General features: G+C 45.5%; 15 protein-coding genes and 2 rRNA genes. 8 read left to right on the forward strand and 9 right to left on the reverse strand.

Annotation, left to right across the window (positions count from 1 at the left end; genetic code table 11):
- The 4 genes from KDW99_RS18185 to tadA form a co-directional block, all read right to left on the reverse strand.
- Positions 1 to 2,899 (reverse strand): 23S ribosomal RNA (locus KDW99_RS18185).
- Positions 2,900 to 3,182: 283 nt separating this feature from the next.
- Positions 3,183 to 4,722 (reverse strand): 16S ribosomal RNA (locus KDW99_RS18190).
- The 16S and 23S rRNA genes sit together here, the layout of an rRNA operon.
- Before the next feature lie 500 nt (positions 4,723 to 5,222).
- Positions 5,223 to 9,122 (reverse strand): phosphoribosylformylglycinamidine synthase, encoded by a 3,900-nt coding sequence (gene purL, locus KDW99_RS18195; RefSeq protein WP_255826680.1) that lies wholly within the window; start codon positions 9,120 to 9,122, stop codon positions 5,223 to 5,225.
- Between the two features lie 117 nt (positions 9,123 to 9,239).
- Complete coding sequence (tadA, locus tag KDW99_RS18200) at positions 9,240 to 9,728, reverse strand: tRNA adenosine(34) deaminase TadA (RefSeq protein WP_255826682.1); 489 nt, start codon at positions 9,726 to 9,728, stop codon at positions 9,240 to 9,242.
- A 127-nt stretch (positions 9,729 to 9,855) separates the two neighbouring features.
- On the opposite strand from tadA, the gene KDW99_RS18205 reads away from it, so the two are divergent.
- The gene (locus KDW99_RS18205; protein WP_255826684.1) at positions 9,856 to 10,278 is read left to right on the forward strand and encodes a CBS domain-containing protein; all 423 of its coding nucleotides are present in this window, start codon (positions 9,856 to 9,858) and stop codon (positions 10,276 to 10,278) included.
- A gap of 1 nt (position 10,279) precedes the next feature.
- On the opposite strand, the gene KDW99_RS18210 is transcribed toward KDW99_RS18205, so the two are convergent.
- The 4 genes from KDW99_RS18210 to KDW99_RS18225 form a co-directional block, all read right to left on the reverse strand.
- On the reverse strand, positions 10,280 to 10,537 hold the full coding sequence (locus KDW99_RS18210; protein ID WP_255826686.1) for a cold-shock protein: 258 nt from the start codon (positions 10,535 to 10,537) through the stop codon (positions 10,280 to 10,282).
- A 90-nt stretch (positions 10,538 to 10,627) separates the two neighbouring features.
- Positions 10,628 to 13,411, reverse strand: coding sequence for a valine--tRNA ligase (locus KDW99_RS18215; protein WP_255826688.1), 2,784 nt, complete (start codon positions 13,409 to 13,411; stop codon positions 10,628 to 10,630).
- Between the two features lie 131 nt (positions 13,412 to 13,542).
- Complete coding sequence (locus KDW99_RS18220) at positions 13,543 to 13,965, reverse strand: hypothetical protein (RefSeq protein ID WP_255826690.1); 423 nt, start codon at positions 13,963 to 13,965, stop codon at positions 13,543 to 13,545.
- A gap of 265 nt (positions 13,966 to 14,230) precedes the next feature.
- Positions 14,231 to 15,691, reverse strand: a complete 1,461-nt coding sequence (locus tag KDW99_RS18225) for a leucyl aminopeptidase (RefSeq protein ID WP_255826692.1) — start codon at positions 15,689 to 15,691, stop codon at positions 14,231 to 14,233.
- A 265-nt stretch (positions 15,692 to 15,956) separates the two neighbouring features.
- Between KDW99_RS18225 and lptF the strand changes: the two genes are divergently transcribed.
- On the forward strand, positions 15,957 to 17,072 hold the full coding sequence (gene lptF / locus KDW99_RS18230) for an LPS export ABC transporter permease LptF (RefSeq protein ID WP_255826694.1): 1,116 nt from the start codon (positions 15,957 to 15,959) through the stop codon (positions 17,070 to 17,072).
- 5 nt (positions 17,073 to 17,077) lie between these two features.
- The gene (gene lptG / locus KDW99_RS18235) at positions 17,078 to 18,139 is read left to right on the forward strand and encodes an LPS export ABC transporter permease LptG (RefSeq protein WP_255826696.1); all 1,062 of its coding nucleotides are present in this window, start codon (positions 17,078 to 17,080) and stop codon (positions 18,137 to 18,139) included.
- 42 nt (positions 18,140 to 18,181) lie between these two features.
- Here the strand turns inward: lptG and KDW99_RS18240 are convergent, their stop codons facing one another.
- Entirely contained in the window at positions 18,182 to 19,357 is a 1,176-nt protein-coding gene (locus KDW99_RS18240; protein ID WP_255826697.1) for an aminotransferase class I/II-fold pyridoxal phosphate-dependent enzyme, read from the reverse strand.
- 168 nt (positions 19,358 to 19,525) lie between these two features.
- Here KDW99_RS18240 and dksA point away from each other — a divergent pair, with 168 nt between their 5' ends.
- The 5 genes from dksA to folK all read left to right on the forward strand — a co-directional run bounded on the left by dksA (position 19,526) and on the right by folK (position 24,921).
- Positions 19,526 to 19,960, forward strand: a complete 435-nt coding sequence (gene dksA, locus KDW99_RS18245; protein WP_012071672.1) for an RNA polymerase-binding protein DksA — start codon at positions 19,526 to 19,528, stop codon at positions 19,958 to 19,960.
- Positions 19,961 to 19,993: 33 nt separating this feature from the next.
- The gene (gene gluQRS, locus KDW99_RS18250; RefSeq protein ID WP_255826701.1) at positions 19,994 to 20,893 is read left to right on the forward strand and encodes a tRNA glutamyl-Q(34) synthetase GluQRS; all 900 of its coding nucleotides are present in this window, start codon (positions 19,994 to 19,996) and stop codon (positions 20,891 to 20,893) included.
- Positions 20,894 to 21,018: 125 nt separating this feature from the next.
- Positions 21,019 to 22,407, forward strand: coding sequence for a sigma-54-dependent transcriptional regulator (locus KDW99_RS18255; protein ID WP_255826703.1), 1,389 nt, complete (start codon positions 21,019 to 21,021; stop codon positions 22,405 to 22,407).
- 559 nt (positions 22,408 to 22,966) lie between these two features.
- Entirely contained in the window at positions 22,967 to 24,424 is a 1,458-nt protein-coding gene (gene pcnB / locus KDW99_RS18260; RefSeq protein ID WP_255826704.1) for a polynucleotide adenylyltransferase PcnB, read from the forward strand.
- A gap of 14 nt (positions 24,425 to 24,438) precedes the next feature.
- The gene (gene folK / locus KDW99_RS18265) at positions 24,439 to 24,921 is read left to right on the forward strand and encodes a 2-amino-4-hydroxy-6-hydroxymethyldihydropteridine diphosphokinase (protein ID WP_255829314.1); all 483 of its coding nucleotides are present in this window, start codon (positions 24,439 to 24,441) and stop codon (positions 24,919 to 24,921) included.

Genomic DNA, 24,921 nt, shown 5'->3' on the forward strand with positions numbered 1-24,921 from the left:
ATGGTCAAGCCTCACGAGCAATTAGTATTGGTTAGCTCAATGCCTCACAGCACTTACACACCCAACCTATCAACGTCCTAGTCTCGAACGGCTCTTTAGGGGACTTATGTCCCAGTGAGATCTTATCTTAAGGGAGGCTTCCCGCTTAGATGCTTTCAGCGGTTATCCCGTCCGAACATAGCTACCCGGCAATGCCACTGGCGTGACAACCGGAACACCAGAGGTTCGTCCACTCCGGTCCTCTCGTACTAGGAGCAGCTCCTCTCAAATCTCAAACGTCCACGGCAGATAGGGACCGAACTGTCTCACGACGTTCTAAACCCAGCTCGCGTACCACTTTAAATGGCGAACAGCCATACCCTTGGGACCGGCTTCAGCCCCAGGATGTGATGAGCCGACATCGAGGTGCCAAACACCGCCGTCGATGTGAACTCTTGGGCGGTATCAGCCTGTTATCCCCGGAGTACCTTTTATCCGTTGAGCGATGGCCCTTCCATACAGAACCACCGGATCACTAAGACCTACTTTCGTACCTGCTCGACGTGTCTGTCTCGCAGTTAAGCGTGCTTTTGCCTTTACACTCTATGCATGATTTCCGACCATGCTGAGCACACCTTCGTGCTCCTCCGTTACTCTTTGGGAGGAGACCGCCCCAGTCAAACTACCCACCACACAGTGTCCTCGATCCCGATAAGGGACCTGAGTTAGAACCTCAAACATACCAGGGTGGTATTTCAAGAGTGGCTCCATGCAAACTGGCGTCTGCACTTCAAAGCCTCCCACCTATCCTACACAAGTAGGTTCAAAGTTCACTGTGAAGCTATAGTAAAGGTTCACGGGGTCTTTCCGTCTAGCCGCGGATACACAGCATCTTCACTGCGATTTCAATTTCACTGAGTCTCGGGTGGAGACAGTGTGGCCATCGTTACGCCATTCGTGCAGGTCGGAACTTACCCGACAAGGAATTTCGCTACCTTAGGACCGTTATAGTTACGGCCGCCGTTTACTTGGGCTTCGATCAAGAGCTTCGCTTGCGCTAACCCCATCAATTAACCTTCAAGCACCGGGCAGGCGTCACACCCTATACGTCCACTTTCGTGTTTGCAGAGTGCTGTGTTTTTAATAAACAGTCGCAGCCACCTGGTATCTTCGACCGACTAGTGCTTACGGAGCAAGTCCTTCACACCGGCCGGCGTACCTTCTCCCGAAGTTACGGTACCATTTTGCCTAGTTCCTTCACCCGAGTTCTCTCAAGCGCCTTGGTATTCTCTACCTGACCACCTGTGTCGGTTTGGGGTACGGTCAATGTATATCTGAAGCTTAGAAGTTTTTCCTGGAAGCATGGCATCAACCACTTCGCCCAAAAGAGGGCTCGTCATCAGTTCTCGGCATTCTCTCTAAAAGAGTGACCCGGATTTGCCTAAGTCACTTGCCTACCGCCTTAAACACAGACAACCATCGCTGTGCTGGCCTAGCCTTCTCCGTCTCTCCATCGCAATATACATCGGTACAGGAATATTAACCTGTTTTCCATCGACTACGCATTTCTGCCTCGCCTTAGGGGCCGACTCACCCTGCCCTGATTAACATGGGACAGGAAACCTTGGTCTTCCGGCGGGGGAGTTTTTCACTCCCCTTATCGTTACTCATGTCAACATTCGCACTTCTGATACCTCCAGCCTGCCTTACAGCTTGACCTTCAACGGCTTACAGAACGCTCCTCTACCATGCCTAATAAATTAAGCATCCGTAGCTTCGGTGTACAGTTTGAGCCCCGTTATATCTTCCGCGCAGGCCGACTCGACTAGTGAGCTATTACGCTTTCTTTAAAGGATGGCTGCTTCTAAGCCAACCTCCTAGCTGTCTAAGCCTTCCCACATCGTTTCCCACTTAACTGTAACTTTGGGACCTTAGCTGACGGTCTGGGTTGTTTCCCTTTCCACGACGGACGTTAGCACCCGCCGTGTGTCTCCCGTAATTGCACTCATTGGTATTCGGAGTTTGCATGGGGTTGGTAAGTCGGGATGACCCCCTAGCCCAAACAGTGCTCTACCCCCAATGGTGAGATACGAGGCGCTACCTAAATAGCTTTCGAGGAGAACCAGCTATCTCCGAGCTTGATTAGCCTTTCACTCCTATCCACAAGTCATCCCCAGCCTTTTCAACGGATGTGGGTTCGGTCCTCCAGTTGATGTTACTCAACCTTCAACCTGCTCATGGATAGATCGCCCGGTTTCGGGTCTATTCCCAGCAACTAAACGCCCTATTAAGACTCGGTTTCCCTACGGCTCCACTATGTGCTTAACCTTGCTACTGAAAATAAGTCGTTGACCCATTATACAAAAGGTACGCAGTCACGGAACAAGTCCGCTCCCACTGCTTGTACGTACACGGTTTCAGGATCTATTTCACTCCCCTCACAGGGGTTCTTTTCGCCTTTCCCTCACGGTACTGGTTCACTATCGGTCAGTCAGGAGTATTTAGCCTTGGAGGATGGTCCCCCCATATTCAGACAGGATAACACGTGTCCCGTCCTACTCGTTTTCATGATTAAGGTGTTTTCGTATACGGGGCTATCACCCTCTATCGCGGCACTTTCCAGAGCCTTCTACTAACACCAAAACCACTTAAGGGCTAATCCCCTTTCGCTCGCCGCTACTTAGGGAATCTCGGTTGATTTCTTTTCCTCCGGGTACTTAGATGTTTCAGTTCCCCGGGTTCGCCTCCACACAGCTATGTATTCACTGTGGGATACTCTACAAGTAGAGTGGGTTTCCCCATTCGGACATGTTCGGATCAAAGTCTGTTTATCGACTCCCCGAACCTTTTCGCAGATTACCACGTCCTTCATCGCCTCTGACTGCCAAGGCATCCACCGTGCACGCTTGGTCACTTGACCATATAACCCAAAATAGTTTCGGATCACATACCAAAGAGCTTTTGTGTCTCTCTGGATTTACGATAATAGAAGTCACTAGGTTAAAGTGAACTTCCACCGGTTTAACGCTTGATTCATCGTTATTTCAAAATTCGAATTGTTAAAGAGCAAGTTTAGTGCAAAGCACTAAGTCAGATGCTTGATGGACAAACCATTCAAACCTCTTGCTTAGAACTCTGTGCTAATGCTTTTAAGATAGGTATCAGATAATTTGTGTGAACGCTCACCAGAGGTTTCTATCGTTTAAGGAGGTGATCCAGCCCCAGGTTCCCCTAGGGCTACCTTGTTACGACTTCACCCCAGTCATTGACCACTCCGTGGTAACCGCCATCCCCGAAGGGTTAAGCTAGCTACTTCTGGAGCAATCAACTCCCATGGTGTGACGGGCGGTGTGTACAAGGCCCGGGAACGTATTCACCGTGACATTCTGATTCACGATTACTAGCGATTCCGACTTCATGGAGTCGAGTTGCAGACTCCAATCCGGACTACGACGTACTTTCTGGGATTCGCTTACTATCGCTAGTTCGCAGCCCTCTGTATACGCCATTGTAGCACGTGTGTAGCCCTACTCGTAAGGGCCATGATGACTTGACGTCGTCCCCACCTTCCTCCGGTTTGTCACCGGCAGTCTCCTTAAAGTTCCCACCCGAAGTGCTGGCAAATAAGGATAAGGGTTGCGCTCGTTACGGGACTTAACCCAACATTTCACAACACGAGCTGACGACAGCCATGCAGCACCTGTCTCAGAGTTCCCGAAGGCACTAAGCTATCTCTAGCGAATTCTCTGGATGTCAAGAGTAGGTAAGGTTCTTCGCGTTGCGTCGAATTAAACCACATGCTCCACCGCTTGTGCGGGCCCCCGTCAATTCATTTGAGTTTTAACCTTGCGGCCGTACTCCCCAGGCGGTCTACTTATTGCGTTAGCTGCGCCACTAAGTCATTACAACCCAACGGCTAGTAGACATCGTTTACGGCGTGGACTACCAGGGTATCTAATCCTGTTTGCTCCCCACGCTTTCGCACCTCAGTGTCAGTATTAGTCCAGGGTGTCGCCTTCGCCACTGATGTTCCTTCCTATATCTACGCATTTCACCGCTACACAGGAAATTCCACACCCCTCTACCATACTCTAGCCTGCCAGTATCGGGTGCCATTCCAAGGTTGAGCCCTGGGATTTCACATCCGACTTAACAAACCACCTACGCGCGCTTTACGCCCAGTAATTCCGATTAACGCTTGCACCCTCTGTATTACCGCGGCTGCTGGCACAGAGTTAGCCGGTGCTTCTTCTGGGGCTAACGTCAAAGTAACTGGATATTAGCCAGTTACCCTTCCTCACCCCTGAAAGTGCTTTACAACCCTAAGGCCTTCTTCACACACGCGGCATGGCTGGATCAGGCTTCCGCCCATTGTCCAATATTCCCCACTGCTGCCTCCCGTAGGAGTCTGGGCCGTGTCTCAGTCCCAGTGTGACTGGCCATCCTCTCAGACCAGTTAAAGATCGTCGCCTTGGTAGGCCTTTACCCTACCAACTAGCTAATCTTACGCAGGCTCATCTAATAGCGGAAGGCTCCGAAGAGTCCCCTCCTTTCCCCCTTAGGGCGTATGCGGTATTAGCATGCGTTTCCACATGTTGTCCCCCTCTACTAGGCAGATTCCTACGCGTTACTCACCCGTCCGCCGCTCGTCAGCAGGAGCAAGCTCCCCTGTTACCGCTCGACTTGCATGTGTTAAGCCTGCCGCCAGCGTTCAATCTGAGCCATGATCAAACTCTTCAGTTAAAAAGTTTGCTTACTCAAAATCTATTACACTAACAATAACTTAATCATTTCGTCGTCCCGAAGAACAACAAAACAACATAAAGCGAATTGACGTGTTAGACGTTTCGCAAGACTTCAATTTTTTTGATCATCTCGAATCGGTTAAAACCAATCCGGACAATCTTCTGAAGCCTCCAGCGAGCGCCCACACAAATTATCTGATTATCTATTTTAAAGAGCGTCTGATTCATCGTTGAACTTGCTTACTTTAGTAAGTTGCAAACCGTTGTTTGCGTCGTTCTCCGTGTCAGTGGGTGCGTATAATACATCCCAAAAAATTCTGTGCAACCTCTTTTTTAAAATTCTTTTAATTAATTGAGTTTTTCACACCTTACGTTCAAAGATTGATCAAAAACAACCAAACCTGATCACTTATTAAACAGAAAAAAAGCACCTCATATTTAAAAGGCCTCTAACCGTAAGATTAGAGGCCTTTTAAAATAGCAATTTAGACTAATAGATTAACCTAACCACTTTCTCGCATTTTGGAACAAACGCAACCATGGAGCTTGCTCTTGCCATTCGCTTGGGTGCCAGCTGTGCTGAACCGTGCGATAGACACGCTCTGGGTGAGGCATCATGATAGTTACACGACCATCTTCCGATGTTAGACCCGTTACACCTTGCGCAGAACCATTCGGGTTGAATGGATAACGCTCAGTTGCTTGGCCGTAGTTATCAACATAACGCAATGAAATCTGATTCGCCGCAGCCAAAGTTGCCATATCTTGATCCTCACGGTATTCCGTTAGACCCTCACCATGAGCAACCACGATAGGCATGCGAGAACCTTCCATACCAGCAAGCAAAATAGAATTCGATTTCTGAACTTCCACTTGAACAAGGCGAGCCTCAAATTGAGAAGATTGGTTTCGAACAAACTTCGGCCAATGCCCAGCACCAGGAATCAATTCATATAGATTCGATAACATCTGACAACCATTACACACACCAAGCGTAAAGGTATCAAGACGATTGAAGAATGCTTCGAATTGCTCACGAGCAACAGGGTTGAAAAGAATCGACTTCGCCCAACCTTCACCAGCACCTAGCACATCGCCGTAAGAGAAACCGCCACAAGCCACTAAACCACTAAATTGGTCCAGCGTCGTACGACCAGATAAGATATCACTCATGTGTACATCTACAGGAATGAAGCCCGCTTTATGGAAGGCCGCAGCCATTTCGACTTGGCCATTTACACCTTGCTCGCGCAAGACGGCAATTTTAGGTTTCACGCCAGAGGCAATAAATGCGGCTACAATGTCTTCATTTTGATCAAATTGAACATCCGCAGATAAACCTGGATCTTTCGCATCTAACAAGCTATCGAACTCTTGCTGTGCTGAATCTGGGTTATCACGCAATGCCTGAATGCGGTAACTGGTTTCAGACCAAACACGCTGCCAATTAATACGCGTTTCTTCTAATAATGCTTCACCAGCAAAACAAACACGGATCGAATCATCACCGGACAATGTTGCAATCGGTGTCGTCGTCACACCAGCACTAGCATAAGCAGAAATAACGTCCGTTACATCAGACTCATTCACCTGTATGACGGCACCCAACTCTTCGTTGAATAACGCTGGAGCTACTTGCATACGATTAGTAATGGTTTCATCAAGATCGATATTCAGACCCAAATGACTCGCGAATGACATTTCAACTAACGTAGCAAACGCACCACCATCAGAACGGTCATGATAAGCTAACAATTTGCCTGCAGCATTCAACGCCTGAGTCGTATCGAAGAAGCCAGCTAAGGTCGCTGCATCATCAACATCTGGCGCTTGCTGACCCAGTTTATTGTAAACCTGAGCAATAACAGAACCGCCAAGACGATTTTTACCCGCACCCAAATCAACCAACAACAAACGCGTATCGGCTTTGTTTTTTAGCTCTGGCGTTAACGTCTTGCGAACATCTGTTACTGGCGCAAATGCAGAAATAACCAAAGACAATGGAGAAGTCACGGCCTTTTCTTTGCCATCTTCTTTCCATACGGTTTTCATCGACATAGAGTCTTTACCAACTGGAATGGCAATATCCAATGCTGGACACAATTCCATACCAACTGCTTTTACCGTTTGATAAAGCTTCTCATCTTCGCCTTCGTGACCAGCCGCCGCCATCCAGTTCGCAGACAACTTAATGCTACTACGTTTGGTAATGTGTGCTGCTGCCAAGTTAGTCAGTGCTTCACCCACCGCCATGCGACCAGATGCAGGCGCATCGAGCAAAGCTACGGGCGTACGTTCACCCATGGTCATGGCTTCACCGGTGTAGCTTTCTAAAGAGGACGTTGTTACCGCTACATCCGCTACTGGCACCTGCCAAGGACCCACCATTTGATCACGAGCAACCATACCTGTAATTGAACGATCACCGATGGTGATTAAGAAATTTTTGCTCGCAACCGTTGGCAAGCTAAGAACACGCTTCGCTGCGTCAGCAAGATCCACATCAACAGCCGTGAAATCATCACCTGTAATAATGGCTTTCTTTGCTTCACGATGCATTTTAGGTGGCTTGCCAAATAGAACAGACATAGGCAAATCAACAGGATTATTATCGAAATGCTCATCCGCTACTTGCAAATGCATTTCTTCTTTCGCTTCACCAACAATGGCAAAAGGGCAACGCTCTCGCTCACAAATCGCAGTAAACTCTGCAACACGATCAGGAGAAACGGCCATTACATAACGCTCTTGCGATTCGTTACACCAGATTTCTAGTGGTGACATACCCGGCTCGTCATTTAGAACCTTACGCAAATCGAAGTTACCACCACGCTCACCGTCTTTTACCAATTCAGGCAAAGCGTTAGACAAACCACCAGCGCCCACATCATGGATAAAGCTGATTGGGTTTTTATCACCCATTTGCCAGCAACGGTCGATCACTTCCTGACAACGACGCTCCATTTCTGGGTTGCCACGTTGTACAGAAGCGAAATCGAGATCTTCGTTACCATCGGCAGACGCCATGGAAGATGCCGCACCGCCACCAAGGCCGATCAACATCGCAGGACCACCAAGTACGATTAACTTAGCACCTACTTTGATCTCTTGTTTTTCAACGTGTTCACGACGAATATTACCAATACCGCCCGCCAACATGATTGGCTTGTGGTAACCACGCACTTCCTCTTGTGAAGCACCCTGGATTGTTTGTTCATAAGTACGGAAGTAACCTAATAGGTTTGGACGACCAAACTCATTGTTAAACGCAGCACCACCGATAGGCCCTTCGATCATAATATCCAAAGGCGTTACGATACGAGACGGTTTGCCGTAGTAGCTTTCCCATGGCTGTTCAAAACCAGGTATTTTAAGGTCGGATACCGTGTAACCACTCAAACCTGCTTTTGGTTTAGAGCCAATACCTGTCGCGCCTTCGTCACGAATCTCACCCCCAGAACCCGTTGCCGCACCAGAGAATGGAGAAATGGCTGTTGGGTGGTTATGAGTTTCAACCTTCATCAAGATATCGATGTGTTCGTGGCTAAAATCGTATTCGCGCGTTTCTGCGGATGGGAAGAAACGACCGCCAAAGTGGCCTTCCATCACGGCCGCGTTATCTTTATATGCAGATAAGGTACCGTGTGGATTGTGTTCATGGGTGTTCTTGATCATTTTAAACAAAGAGCGCTCTTGCTCTTCGCCATCAATCGTCCAAGACGCATTAAAGATTTTATGACGACAATGCTCAGAGTTTGCTTGAGCAAACATCATTAGCTCAACATCGATTGGGTTACGACCCAACTCAATGAAAGACTCAACAAGGTAATCAATTTCGTCATCCGCAAGAGCAAGGCCTAGCGTTTGGTTTGCCTCAACCAATGCCGCTCGGCCACCGCCTAATACATCGACTGCTGTCATTGGTGCTGGTTCTGCATGAGAGAACATATCAGAAGCGTCGCTTAATGCCGGAAGCACGCTTTCTGTCATGCGGTCATGCAGCATAGCTGACAACAAATCTAGCTCTTCAAGCGCTAATGGCGCCGAGCTATGAATAAAGTATTCCACGCCACGTTCAACGCGGGATACGGCCGCAAGGCCACAGTTATGAAGGATATCGGTTGCTTTCGATGACCAAGGTGAAATCGTTCCTAAACGAGGAACTACTAAAACACTTTGATCAGATGAACTGACTTGGGAGGATTTAGGACCGTAGGCCAAAGCGCGCTGTAAAACAGTTTCCTGTTCAGCAGTCAGCGTTTGACTATCAACCAACTCCACGAAATGGAGAAATTGAGCATCAACATCTGTGACAGATGGAATAGATGCTTGCATATTGGCTAATAGCTTTGCCTTGCGAAACGCCGATAGCGCTGCGGAACCATGCAGAGTTAGCATGTTGAGTATTGCCTCACTTGGTAGTTTTGGGGAAATGGTGCGGGTATTTTAAATCAATGAGGCAAATAGAGGCCAGCAGAGTATGAAATTTCTACACAAAATGATGGAATTAATTGCCTAAGTGGCCTTTTTTGCCTGTTCCTTGAGCTTCTTTTTTTGTTCACGGCGATATTGAAAGAATTGGGTAAGCTGAAGGGAAGCTGTTTCAGACAATACGCCAGACTCAACTTTCACTTTGTGATTAAGAAATGGCGCTTCAAAAAAATGCCCCTGACTGTCCACAATACCGCTTTTGGGTTCCATCGCCGCATAAACCACTCTATCAATACGTGCATGAACCATAGCGCCCGCGCACATAGAGCAAGGCTCTAATGTGACATATAAAGTCGCACCAGGTAGCCGATAGTTATTCATGGCTTTGCAGGCCATTCGAATCGCCTGCATTTCAGCGTGAGCGGTAGGATCACAAAGAGAAATAGGCGAATTGTAACCCTCACCGATAATTTCACCGTCTAGCACTACAATCGCACCAACTGGAATCTCATTTTCAGATGCAGCTTTGGCAGCCAGCGCTATCGCGCACTCCATCCATTCTTGATCTGTCATTATTGATCTACCTCAAGGCGACTATAATTGCCTTACAAAACATAATTGCCTTTAATCTATAATCCGCTCTACACTGAACCTTACTGTCAAAATAAACACGCTAAAATAGACATATGGAGATTTATTCATGCGCACAGTGGCCGACTTGATGATTACTAACTTAATAACATTAAGAGAAAATGATTCTTTAGCGAAAGCCAAAGCATTGATGCAAGAAAAAAACATTAGGAACATCCCCATCATCAACGACGCAGGAGAATGTGTCGGCATGCTAACGCAACGTGAATATTTACGTCATGCCTTTCATTTAGTTAGCCAGTTTGGCACCCAGCAAATATCCAAGAAAGAACAGCAGACACCTATTGCTAACGCGATGAACAAAGACATACTCACTGTCAGCCCCAACACAGACTTAGACATGGCTGCAGAATTTTTTATTGAAAACAAATACGGCTGTCTACCCGTTACTCAAGACAACAAACTCGTCGGAATTTTAACACCTGTCGATTTTGTTAAACTCGCACACAAAATGTTGCAAGAATCTGCGTAAGCTAAGCACTTTCAAGCTGCTGATTAGAACCAGAGGATGCAATCTGCACCTCTTTTTCTAAACGCACTTCAATAGCCTGCAAACCAAAGTCGGTCGTAGATAAAACAAAACTAACAGACTGTCCTTTTTTTAAGCTCTTGTGACCATCACAAATAATCGATTTGTAGTGAACAAAGACATCACTGTCTTCTTCTCGCTTAATAAAACCCACACCTTTAGCGTCGTTAAACCACTTAACTTTTCCAGTTAATCTTTCCATTACTGTCTCGCCTCTTTTTTATTTTTATTAAGTAAGCGTAAGGTCAGAGGCCCAAAAAGACTTCTGACCTTATGTTTTTACAATGCATATTTACAAAGATTCAATACTGACCTTTTGCTCTTCTAACTTACTAACCGCTAATTGCAAGTCATCGCACTTAGCGCGTTCTTTCTCAACCACTTCTGCTGGCGCTTTCGCCACAAAACTGTCGTTAGAAAGCTTGCCCTGGATACGCTGCAATTCTTTTGACGCTTTATCAATTTCTTTTTGCAAACGAGCAAGCTCTGCTTCTTTATCAATCAAGCCTGCCATTGGGACAAGCACTTCCATATCACCTACTAATGCAGTAGCAGACATTGGCGCTTCATCACCCGCATTCAACCAAGTTACAGATTCTAGCTTCGCCAGAGTTTGCAAGAAGGTTAAGTTCGCATCTAAACGCGCTTGATCTTGCTCAGAACCATTACGGAACAAAATAGTCAGCGGCTTAGAAGGAGAAATATTCATTTCACCACGGATATTACGAATACCTTCGATAACACCTTTCAGCCATTCTACATCGGCTTCTGCTTGCGCATCTTTTTTCGCATCATTAGCCATTGGGTATTCACCCAGCATCACAGTGTCACCTTCAACACCCGCTAGTGGCGCAACACGCTGCCAAATTTCTTCTGTTAAGAATGGCATCATCGGGTGAGCAAGACGCAGAAAAGCTTCCAACACACGCACTAAAGTACGACGAGTCCCCATCAATTGTTCAGGCGTAGCGTTTTCGTCCCAAAGAACAGGCTTAGACAACTCCAAATACCAATCACAATATTCGTGCCACATAAATTCATACAAGGCCTGAGAAGCCAAATCAAAACGATGCGTCTCGAAAGCACGGTTGACGGCATCTTCTGCATGCTGCAAACGGGAAATAATCCACTTATCAGCAAGCGACAATTCAACTTCAGCACCACTTTGACCACAGTCTTGATCTTCTGTATTCATCAAGACATAACGCGTTGCATTCCAAATCTTATTACAGAAATTACGGTAACCTTCAAGACGGTTCAGGTCGAACTTAATATCACGCCCACCGGACGCCAATGAACAAAGCGTAAAACGCAAAGCATCAGTACCATAAGCTTGAATCCCTTCAGGATAGGTTTCGCGTGTATTCTTTTCGACTTTTTCCGCTAAGCGAGGTTGCATCATGCCGTAAGTACGTTTCGCCACCAAGGACTCGATATCAATACCATTAATCAAATCCAATGGATCAATAACATTACCTTTGGATTTCGACATTTTATCGCCGCGTTCATCACGAATAAGACCGGTAATGTAAACGGTTTTGAAAGGGACTTTATCGGTAAATTTCAAGGTCATCATGATCATTCTGGCAACCCAGAAGAAAATAATATCAAAGCCTGTTACCAACACGTCTGATTCACTAAATTCAGCAAAATCTTGTGTTTCTTCTGGCCAACCTTGTGTTGCAAACGTCCAAAGTGCTGAAGAGAACCAAGTGTCTAGCACGTCTTCATCTTGAGTTAGCTCAACATCTGCCGCGAGGCTATATTTAGCGCGAACCTCATCTTCATTTTTACCAACATAATGCTTTCCATCCGCATCATACCAAGCTGGAATTTGATGCCCCCACCAAAGCTGACGAGAGATACACCAATCATTAAGATCGCGCATCCAAGCAAAGTAGGTATTTTCCCATTGCTTAGGAACAAACTGGATATCGCCATTTTCAACCGCTTCAATCGCAGGCTTAGCCAATGACTCAACCGCCACATACCACTGCTGTGTCAAGTAAGGTTCAATCACCGTATTACCACGCTCACCACGTGGTACTTTTAGCTTATGGTCGACAACTTTCTCAAGCAAACCAAGCGCATCAAAATCGGCTACTACAGCTTTACGAGCATCAAAACGATCCATGCCATGATATTTCTCGGGGGCTACATCGTTGATCGCTGCATCGTCGGTCAATATGTTGATCAATGGCATATCGTGGCGTTTGCCAACTTCATAGTCATTGAAGTCATGAGCTGGCGTAATTTTCACACAACCCGTGCCAAATTCTTTATCTACGTATTCATCAGCAACAATTGGAATACGACGACCAACCAATGGCAGTTCAACAAATTTGCCAACTAGGTCTGTAAAACGCTCGTCATCCAACGCAACAGCAACGGCAGCATCACCAAACATAGTTTCTGGGCGTGTGGTCGCAACAACAATGTAATCCTTACCTTCCGCGGTTTTTACACCATCAGCAAGTGGGTAACGGAAGTACCACATGAAGCCATTTTCTTCTTCAGAAACCACTTCAAGATCAGAAATAGCCGTGTGTAAAACAGGGTCCCAGTTTACAAGACGCTGACCACGATAAATGATACCTTCGTCAAATAGGCGAACAAACACTTCCTGAACCGCCGCAGACATACCAGGGTCCATTGTAAAGCGCTCTTTATCCCAAGCGACAGAGTCGCCTAACACGCGCATCTGGTCAGAAATAGTGCCGCCAGACTGGCCTTTCCACTCCCAAACTTTTTCAAGAAACTTTTCACGGCCTAGCTCATGACGAGTCACATTCTGAGCGGCTAATTGGCGCTCAACCACCATTTGAGTTGCAATACCAGCATGGTCACAACCTGGCTGCCATAGTGTACGGCTACCTTTCATTCGTTCACGGCGAATCATCGCATCCATCAAGGTATGCTGAAACGCATGCCCCATGTGCAAACTGCCGGTAACGTTTGGTGGTGGAATCATGATAGAGAATGGAGAACCGTTGCCTTGAGGGGAAAAATATCCACCCTCTTCCCAACGTTTATAAATAGGCTGTTCAATACTCTGAGGTTGGTAGGTCTTTTCCATTATGATGTCTTAAGGCTCTTATGTAGCGATCAATTGTAAGTTGAGGAATTATAACGTGTCATAACAAGATAAAGAATAACACGTGGGTAATTAAGCCGTCTGCTAACACATTAGACAGCTATTAATTTGCATTACTCTTTTTGAGCCGTCTCAGCCGCCTGCAACGCTTGCATAACTTCTGATACCAGCTCTGGCAAACGTTTTTCAAGTACGTCAGCAATGGTTTTTGCGATCAAATCTTGCGATAACGCAGATTCAGTAACCACATCATCCAGCGTAACGACGCCATCTAATGACGGATCCTTAGAATCATTCTGAGAGGCTTCCAAGGAAGCGCTGTCACCAAGAGCATCTTGGTCTTGGTGATTAGCATCCGGGGTATTCTCATTAAAAGATTCTTCCAAATGCGCTTCTTGACTAGAAGAGAGAGACTCTCTCTCAGCGACGATATCCATCAAAATAGGAATATCATCTTGATTCCGCAATGCGGATATCAAGGTTTCTTCATCTGGCTCAAAAACACCATCGTCATACTGAGTGGCTAAATCTGACATAAGAAAAACCAATATTAAGAAAGCAGGATACAAGAATGAAGCGAATTTATTCACTTCATTCATCATTTGAAGCCCTCAACTTTCGCATTGAAAAACGCAAAAGTCCACCCTCTCCAAATGAAGTTAATGAACCCAACCTAGCCCAAAACAAAATAACACCTTGATCAGACTAAACTTTCCAATAAAAATCAGCATAAAAAAAGCAGCAACCACTAATGATTGCTGCTTTTAATAAAGACTATGCGCTAGTAAGAAAACGAGTTAGTTACGCTTTACCAAGCAAATAACGCGTCAACAAAGCGACTGGACGACCACTTGCACCTTTCGTTGCACCACCTGACCATGCGGTACCAGCAATATCCAAATGCGCCCAAGGATATGAGCCCGTAAAACGAGACAAGAAGCAAGCCGCCGTTACAGAACCAGCTTCTGGACCACCGATATTACCAATGTCTGCAAAGTTACTATCAAGCTGCTGCTGATATTCTTCATCAAGAGGCATTTGCCAAATTTTATCAGCTGATACTTGGCTCGCTGTTTTCAACTCAGACGCTAGACCGTCATTGTTCGCGTACATACCAGAATTAACGCTTCCCAAGGCAACCACACAAGCACCAGTCAATGTCGCGATATCCACAACCGATTTTGGCTTGAAGCGCTCAATGTAAGTCAATGCATCACAAAGCACCAAACGACCTTCAGCATCAGTATTCAAAATTTCTACCGTTTGGCCAGACATAGTCTTCACAATATCGCCTGGCTTAGTCGCACGAGCACTTGGCATATTCTCGGCTGCTGCAATGACGGCCGTGAAGTTCAGTTTTGGTTTTAACTCACAAATTGCTTTCATAGTGCCAAAAACACTGGCTGCACCACACATGTCGTATTTCATCTCGTCCATTTTCGGACCAGGCTTCAAGGAAATACCACCTGTATCGAAGGTAATACCCTTACCTAAAAGAACATGAGGCGCGTCACCTTCTTCACCACCGCGATAGTTCATCACGATTAAATAACTTGGCTGATCACTACCATGACCTACGGACAACAAGCAGTGCATGCCGAGTTCATCCATTTTGCTTTCGTCTAGTAACTCAACACCGATACTGTATTCTTCACCTAGCTGCTGAGCTTGGGATGCTAAGTAACTTGGCGTACAAACATTACCAGGAAGGTTCCCTAACTGACGAGCAAAGGCAGAACCTTTTGCCGTTGCCGTACCAATCGCCAAAGCAGCTTCGTCTGTACCCTCTAACAACAAAGCGGTGACTTTTGTCGCCTTCTCAGCGTCATCTTTTTTGAAGCCAAGGAAATTATAAAAACCTTCATTTAGCCATTGAGCAACTAAAGCAAGCACATCTGCTTGAGAACGGTTTTTCAATACTAGGCCAGCACTTGCGACAGCAACCGATGCAAATGGCAAACCTTTAATTTGAGCCGCTACAGCAGCAATCACTTTACGAGCTTGCATGTCGCTCAATTCAGCGTCTTTACCAATACCAACCAACAAAACGGCTTGAGCAAAATCTTGAGACACCGCTGGCAGCAATAAAGTCTGCGCAACGCCACCTTTAAATACACCAGTTTCACGCAACTGAGATACTTGTCCGTTGGCATTTTCATCCACCCAAGATGTGGATTCAGGGAAGTCGCCCTCACTAGGAACAAAGGCAACAAGCAAATCTGCTTGAACAGTAGACAAGCGATCAAATAACGCCATATTCATGAAAAAACCCTCAATAAAAATAACTTAGAGATATTTACACTAAACTGCGAGCAATAGAAAAACACACCAAAAGACTGGAAAAAATGCCACTTTATTAATGAAAAGAGCACCTAGAGTCAATTTTTAACACGGTATTCACAAGCTCAATCGTCGTGCGAAATCCTCACTTTTAAAAAAAACTGGATAATATACTTCTTACCACGAGATAATGGGGGCTTTAGATGTGTAATCAACTCTACGCTTAAAAAGCAGAATCCATCCAGAGGTGACTTTGAGACTATTTAAATACTTAGCGAAAGAAGTGCTGGTGTCAACAGCTGGCGTCACGCTAATTTTGCTGCTCGTCATTTTAAGCGGTCGAATTTCCAGCTACTTAGGTCGTATTGCCGATGGAAAAATGACCTTCGAATCTTTATTTTTAATTCTCGGCTACCATATTCCTAGCTTCGTACAGATGATTCTACCATTAGCCTTTTTCTTAGCTTTACTACTTTCCTTTGGGCGCCTTTATATAGAAAACGAAATGTCTGTACTGTTTTCAAGCGGCATCAGCAAGATCAAACTTGCTGGCTACACATTAGGTATTGCCTTAATTATCAGCTCAGTTAGTGCTTCTATCAACTTTTGGCTTGCCCCATACAGTGAATACAAAGCGGCCGAAACCTCGCAGGCGCAAGACCAACTGTCTGCTTTCGACCTTTTAAAACCTGGGCGTTTTGAAGGCAGCGGCCAGCGCACTACTTATATAGACAGCTTCTCTAACGAGGGTTGGATGAATCAAATATTCCTGTCCGACGTAACAAGCAAGAAGAACAGTAGCGTTCCCATTTTGACCTTTGCAGCCAATGCAGAGCAAATACGAGTCAGCGCACAAGGAGACAGAAACTATCTAGTTTTCAAAGACGGCACACGCTACGAAGGCAAGCCAGGTACAGCAAATTATCGAATAACCCAATTTGACACCTACGCTGTACGCATGGAAGACAAAACCAACAAAGTCATTGACGACGCCTACACCAAAACAACGCTAAGCTTACTTAACAGCAACTCCTTGCTGGACAAAGTCGAGCTCCAATGGCGCATTTCATTGGTCATCATCATTCCGATACTTGCCATGATCGGCCTATCGTTAAGCCAAGTAAATCCAAGGCAAGGCCGATTTTTCAAAATGCTACCGGCAATTCTTTTGATGATTTTCTACATTGCCCTTCTAATTTGGGGACGAACATCGCTCGAAAAAGGCAAACTCCCGATCCAGTTTGGTTTATGGTGGATACACGGTATATTCATATTCATCGCTGCGGTACTTTTTGCACAGTACAATCAAATATTTGAGCGCCGTAAGGCTAGACCTTCCCATACTGCGAACACAAGTGAGTAACAGAAATGACTAAAATAGACAGATATATTGGCAATAGCGTTTTATGGGCCTTTTTGATCGTCGCTGTCGTTCTGCTCGGATTGGATTTCGCCCTCACTCTTATAGAGCAAATCAAGAAAGTAAATGACAGCTACACCATCCAATCTTTGTTGCAAGTTATCCTATTTCGCCTACCGGGAAAATTCGCAGAATACATCCCTGTCGCTTCACTGATTGGCACACTAACAGGATTGGGCACACTTGCGGCCACATCGGAATTAACCGTTATGCGCGCCGCTGGCATGCCTATTTGGCGCATTGGCTTTGCTGCATGCCAGCCAATATTACTCGTTTCTTTAATAGGAATGGGGATTTCGGAGTTTGTCGCCCCCGCTGCAGAGCAGAAAGCCAATTTGATAGAAAAATTCAAAGGACAAGAAAGCGGCACGTTTTCACTGACTGGCGGTGTGTGGCTAAAAGCAGATAATAGCTTTGTTTATATCGATGCAGCCGACGACACAGGAAAGCTCTATAACTTACAAATTTTTTCGCCTGACGGTCAGAAATTAAAACACATAAAAACAGCGACCAGTGCCGAGCACATTAAAGATTCTGTTTGGCAACTCAATAATGTAAAAGAAACCATATTTGCTGCAGACCATATCGAGACCAAAAGCATGCCGCAAGCCGAATGGAGCATCAGCATAAAACCTGAACACTTATTCCTCGCTTCGCAAGAGCCTGACTCTTTATCGTTAAGCCAACTGCAGAGCTATCAAGCTTACCTGAAACAACAAAAGCTTGATGGATCACAATACGAGCTAGAATTCTGGATTACAGCACTACGACCCATCGCCTCATTAGCGTTAGTACTGGTTGCTCTATCTAGTGTATTTGGGCCATTACGGTCTTCCACTATGGGTGGTCGAATATTTACTGGTGTTATCATCGGCCTAGCGTTCCAAAACGCGCTCAACTTGTTTGGCAGAATGAGTGTCGCAATAGATTTCCCTCCGGTTATTGGCGTCAGCATTCCTATTGCTATTTGCTTACTGGCGGGCATCATATTGGTAAAACGCAGAGGCTAGGCTCTGCGTTTATATTCTTAACAAAAAGAGCCTTACTTTATTTCACTTCAACGAAGAAGCCATGAATCGAGCAATTCTCGCTAGCGCCTCTTGCAATCTAAGCTCATCACAAGTGTAAGCAAAGCGCACATATTTATGCGCGTCTTTAATGCCGAAATCTGCTCCGGGAGTAAGCGCTACTTTTTCCTGCTCAAGTAACGCTAAACACCACGCCATTGCATCTTGTGTCACATTTGATACATCCACATATATGTAAAAAGCCCCATGCGCCGGCGCAACAACAGGCAAGCCGATAGCCTTCAAACCTTCTAGCAAAACCAAGCGACGAGCATCTAATGTTTGTCGACGCACTTCGCACTCAGCCAATACATCTGGCGAGAATGCACGCACTGCCGCATATTGAGAAACACTCGGCGCGGCAATAAACAAGTTTTGCGCTAGCTTTGTCGCACCCTCGACAGCCCACTCGGGCACGACCAACCAACCTAATCGCCAACCAGTCATAGCAAAATATTTCGAGAAGCTATTCACTACAAAAATATCATCAGCAATCGACAAAGCCGAAAAATCATCGCCTTCGTAAACCAAGCCTTGATAGATTTCATCCACCAACAAATGACCACCAAGCTCACTCACCTTCTCCCACGCTTGCGCAATATAGGATTTATTGAGCACCGCTCCAGTAGGGTTAGAAGGTGAAGCAAGCCAAAGACCAGAGGTGCTTTCACTCCAGTGATTAGCCAAAGAACCCAAGTCCATTTCAAAACCTTCTTCAGGTTTTGTTTCAACCAGCGTCGCTTTCGCGCCCGCTTGAATCAAAAAATGGCGATTACATGGATAACACGGATCTGGCATCAAAACATCATCACCAGAGTTAACCATCAACGACGCCATTAACAACAATGCCCCAGAAGCTCCGGGTGTAACAATAATACGTTCTGGCGAAACGGAAACTTGATAACGACTAAGATAGTAATCACTAATTGCGTGCTTCAATTCAGGCAAGCCGGTTGCCGAAGTGTAACCCGTTTTACCTTGTTGAATCGCCTCAACACCAGCATCTGCAACCGCATCCACCGCAACAAAATCAGGCTCCCCAACTTCAAGGTGAATCACATCCTCACCTTGAGCTTGCAACTGCTTGGCACGAGCCAACACCTCCATCACCTGAAAGGGTGAAATTTGCCCTACTCTTGCTGCCAACTTGTGTTTTTCCATCCCGTTTTATCCACCTTTATCTACCTGTTTCAAAAATATCGCGACATTTTGCGCAAAAAATGTGGTTAACAGCCACATTATCTGGTAAGTTTCCGCCCGAAAATAAATCACCTAATTTTATCGGTTACAGGCTACCACAATGGAAACCTGCGAAGTGAGGCAATGCGTATGCCAAATATGAACCCTGAATCATTAATGAAAGACTTCACTCCTTATGTTGCTAAGGATGGCGAAGAATACATGAACGAAAACCAGTTGGCGCACTTTAAAAGCATTCTACTCAACTGGAAGCAAAATCTTATGGAAGAGGTTGATCGCACCGTTCACCACCTTAAAGAAGAGGCCGTGAACTATGCAGATCCAAATGACCGTGCTAGCCAAGAAGAAGAATTTAGCCTAGAGCTTCGCGCGCGCGATCGTGAGCGTAAACTGGTTAAAAAAATCTCTCAGACAATCGAGCTAATTGATGCTGACGATTATGGCTTTTGCGAAGAGTGTGGCATCGAAATCGGCATTCGCCGCTTAGAAGCTCGCCCAACAGCGACCATGTGCATTGACTGCAAAACTCTGGCTGAAATCAAAGAGAGACAAATCGGCGGCTAAGCACTGTGCATTTAAGAACAGTACTTAAACACAATGTCTAACCACGACGACCCCGTTTCGACTGTCTATCGTGGCCGCTTTGCACCTTCGCCAACCGGTCCTCTCCATTTTGGCTCGCTAGTCAGCGCATTAGCGAGCTATTTGGACGCAAAAAAACAGCAAGGCAGCTGGATCATTCGCATTGAAGATGTGGATGGAACACGCTGCAAGCCTAGCTTTTCCGAGCAAATCACCGAAACCCTTAGAAGTTACCAGCTTTTTTCTGACGAACCAATTCGCGTTCAAAGCCAGCACAGTGAAATTTACGAGCAAAAGCTGTCTGAATTAAAAAGACAACAAATCGTATTCCCCTGTAATTGCACTCGCCAGTCCCTTGCTCAGCATAATGGCAACCACCCTCAGGAATGCCAGAGCACAACTAGTAAACCTCATTCATGGCGACTAAAAGCCAGCTCAGCGGTTTATCTATGCCAAGATGATATTCAAGGTTCCCTGCAGCTCTCTGAAGATCTCAAAAACAACTGCCCAGTTTTAAAACGAAAAGACGGCTTCTTCTCTTACCAACTTGCTGTCGTGGTTGACGATCACTTACAAAACATCAGCCATTTGGTGAGAGGGGCTGATCTAATAGAAACCACGGCTCAACAACTACACCTCTATAATTTATTTGGCTGGACACCGCCGAGCATTTGCCACATCCCACTTATAATCAACCATTCTGGCGACAAAATCAGCAAACAAAATCACGCAAGAGCCATTGAAAACGGTCACCTCCCCACCCTATTGCGTGCACTCCACTATCTAAAAATTGACCTAACGGAACCCTCTTCTATAGCAGAAGCAATATCCCTAGCAATTGAAGCCTGGGATCCAAGCAAATTAAAAGGAATAAAAGACCTTCCCCTCGAAAAACAGGACCTGCACTTCATCTGAATACAGCTGCAGCGACCCATCCGACACCAAAGCAATAACATTCACACTGATTTAGATATCTATAGTCTCGACCAACCAGCCTGCATGTGTATAATCGTTACACTAGTTACAAGAGGTGACAATTCATGCACAGCATTATGATCATTTGCCCAGACAGCTCACCACTAAAAGAATCAGAAAAATGGCTGTCTCGATATGGCTTTCAAGTAAACACCAGCAACACGCTAGAACAAGCCAACCGATACTATGAGCTATCTGAATTTCACCTCCTACTCATTGATCAAGAGGCTATCAATCAATTAGCCGAAGGTCATTTAGAACTGCCTAGCACACCACATCGCATTGTACTTGACGCAAAAGCCAGCCTAAGCACAGGCGTTAGCAGCATGGCACAAGGTGCACTTTACTACCTTCCCCTGCCAACAGACTCTGAAAGCCTACTAAAACATGTCGTCAATGCCCTAGAAAAAAAAGAACAATCAACACAAACAACAGAATCCATAGCTCAAACCTCCTCTAACTCCGCGGAGGAAAGCATTGTTTTAGGCTCCGCTGGAAGCGGCATTATTGGCCAGTGCCCACCAATGCAAGAACTCTTCAGTGATATGCGTAAAATTGCAGGTACCCATGTCACCGTCCTAATACGTGGTGAATCAGGGACAGGTAAAGAACTGGTCGCCAAAGCGCTTCATAACCTAAGCCAGCGCCATAACCACCCAATTATCAGCGTAAACTGTGCCGCCATTCCAGAAAACCTAATAGAATCAGAGTTATTTGGTCATGAAAAGGGAGCATTTACAGGTGCAAACTCCTCTCACGATGGTCTTATTTACGCCGCAGACAAAGGCACACTCTTCTTAGATGAAATAGGCGAACTGCCACTAGAAGCTCAAGCAAGGCTACTGCGAGTCTTACAAGAAGGAGAAATACGCAAAGTTGGCGCAACACAGTCAACCAAAGTAAACATCCGACTCATCACCGCCACCCACAGAAATCTAATAGATATGGTCAAGAACGGACTGTTCCGGGAGGATTTATACTATCGCCTTTATGTAATGGAGCTACTTCTACCGCCACTAAGAGATAGGGGTGATGACATCTCCATGTTGGCAAAAATTCTTCTTGAGAAAGCCTGCCAGAAGCACAACAAGCCGATCTACAAATACAACCAAACATTCGACAAAGCTATCAGGGCACACAATTGGCCAGGAAACGTGCGAGAGCTCGAAAACGCAATAGAAAGAGCCGTCATTCTTAGCCCGCCTGAAAGAGTCGAAGCAGCCAACTTAAAGCTTTCCAGCCAACAACAAAGCTTACATTCTACGAACATGCCACAGTCGACAGACAACGACTTAATGGCAGGCACGACACTGGATGATTACTTCAAACATTTTGTCCTTACGCACCAACACAAGATGACAGAAACACAACTTGCACATTCCTTGGGCATATCAAGAAAAAGTTTATGGGAAAGACGACAAAAACTGGCAATACCCAAAAAGGTAACAACATAAAAGTAACACTTGATACCAAAATACCCAAAAAACAAACGCAAAATTGTAAAGAAAGTGTACAAAAATATGCCAAAACCCAACAAAATCAGCACTTTATTGTTTTTGGCACAACAAATGCCTTATATACACCACAACGATAAGAAGATTGACCAAGAATAAAAATAAGTTAATCGTCGTATGTAGGTTCTTAAAAACAACAATAAAAATAGGAACACTGTAGCCTCTTCAAATAAAAATAAAAATTTGAGGCTATGGATGGAAAATCGCTTTGGATAATTGATCTTTTTAGATATACAAGCCTTCGGGCAATGAAAACAATGCAAAAATAAAAATAAAACCTGAGTAGAACTGCAGAAGCAGCACCCACTTTGTTTTCGGAACTAGTATCTTCATGTATCCAAAGCGATTATTTTATTTACTCATTAGTAAATATTAAATCGCTTCAGTTATCTCTTCTATATCGACATACCCATTTTGCTCAAACAATACCATTATCCGTGTAACTTTAGTCTATCACGTGTAGAATGCCCTTTTCGTTAACTTTAAAATTTGTTGTCTAATGCTTACAGGATTAAAATCTCTGGTACGTAAAGCTACCTCACTGTTTGCCTCTCCAAAGGCACAGACTTACCCTATTATCATCCCTCGCAGCGATCACAGCTTATCTCGACAAGACTTAAGCCCAAATGCCGTCAAAGTATTGTATCGCCTAAATAAAGCGGGCTTCGACGCCTTTCTTGTTGGTGGCTGCGTTCGAGACCATCTTATTGGCATTGAGCCTAAAGATTTTGACGTTGTTACCAACGCGACCCCCGAAGAAGTTCACACCATATTCTCAAACTCAAGACTCATTGGCCGCCGATTCAAATTGGTCCATGTCACGTTTGGGCGCGAAATCATCGAAGTCTCAACATTTAGAGCCAATTCCGCTCAAAACGACAGCAATGATGACAACGCACAGAACACCTCTTTGAAAGGCAAAGACTCCGCTCGATCCGCCCATGGCATCGTCTTGCGTGATAATGTCTATGGCAACATTGAAGAAGATGCAGAACGCCGAGACTTCACTTTTAACGCTTTATATTACAATGTCCAGGACTTCAGTATTCACGATTACTGCGGTGGCCTGAAAGACATTGAAAATAAACAGATTCGCATCATTGGTGATGCTCGTCAGCGTTATCAAGAAGACCCTGTTCGCATGCTGCGCGCTATTCGCTTTGCCGGTAAACTAGGATTTGAATTAGAAGCCGACACTGCGGCGCCAATCAAAGAAATGGCGCATCTTTTGGATCACATTCCACCTGCACGCCTATTTGAAGAAGTATTAAAACTGCTTGGCAGTGGCAATGGCATTGATACTTTTCATTTACTTCGCCAATACGGTTTGTTCCGCTACTTATTTCCAGACGCTGAAGCCTTATTGCAAAGTGGTTGGAAGCGTCACGACATCGACCCTGAAGCGTTCATTCTGCAAGGCCTAAAAAACACCGACGACCGCATCCAAAGCGGAAAAACCACTGCACCATATTTCTTGTATGCTGTACTGCTTTGGCCTAGCGTTGCACTTCGTCATGAAGAATTTCAAGCGCAGGGCATGCCAGCAACACCGGCTTTGCACCAAGCCGCTAACATGGTACTAGACAACCAAGTCGCATCCACCGCTATCCCGCGCCGATTCTCCACGCCAATGCGTGAAATCTGGGACATGCAGTACCGACTACCAAAGCGCTACGGCAAACGAGCGTTTCTACTACTTGAACATCCTCGCTTCCGTGCGGGTTTCGACTTCTTGTTGATTCGAGAACTAAGCGGTACTGACTTAGATGGATTGGGCGATTGGTGGGAGAAATTCCAGCACGGCACAGAAAGCCAACAAAGAGACCTGATCAAAAGTATCGATTCATTCACGAAAGACAAGGATGGCCCTAAAAAGCGCCGCCCTCGTCGTCGTAGAAAGAGCAATGGCAACACATCCGAAACAGCTAAACCACAAAGCGAAACTTTTGACGAGTAAGAGGATGCGCCTTGATACACGCTTATATTGGCCTCGGCAGTAATCTTGAAAATCCAGTGGCGCAACTTGATCGCGCCATTGAAACCCTAAAGAAACACGACGATCTAAAAAATCTTCGTGTTTCTTCTATTTACGGCAGCAAGCCCGTTGGCCCACAAGATCAACCGGACTACATTAACGCCGTCGCCTCATTTAATACCGATCTTCCCCCGCTCGCCCTACTTGATCTATTACAAAGTATTGAACAGTCACAACGTCGAGTCAGAGAACGTCATTGGGGACCGCGCACCCTAGATCTAGATCTGTTATTGTACGGACAAGAAAGAATACAATTACCAAGACTAAACGTGCCACACCCCTTTATGCTAGAACGAGGATTTGTGATAAAGCCGCTTAGCGACCTAGCTCCCGATATGCTCTTAGAAAATGGCAAAACTGTTACAGAGCAGCTACACCAACTTGATACCAGCGATTTGGTTTTTATCAAAGAAGAATAA

The sequence above is a fragment of the Marinomonas rhizomae genome, from assembly GCF_024397855.1.
Classification (GTDB): Bacteria; Pseudomonadota; Gammaproteobacteria; order Pseudomonadales; family Marinomonadaceae; genus Marinomonas; species Marinomonas rhizomae_A.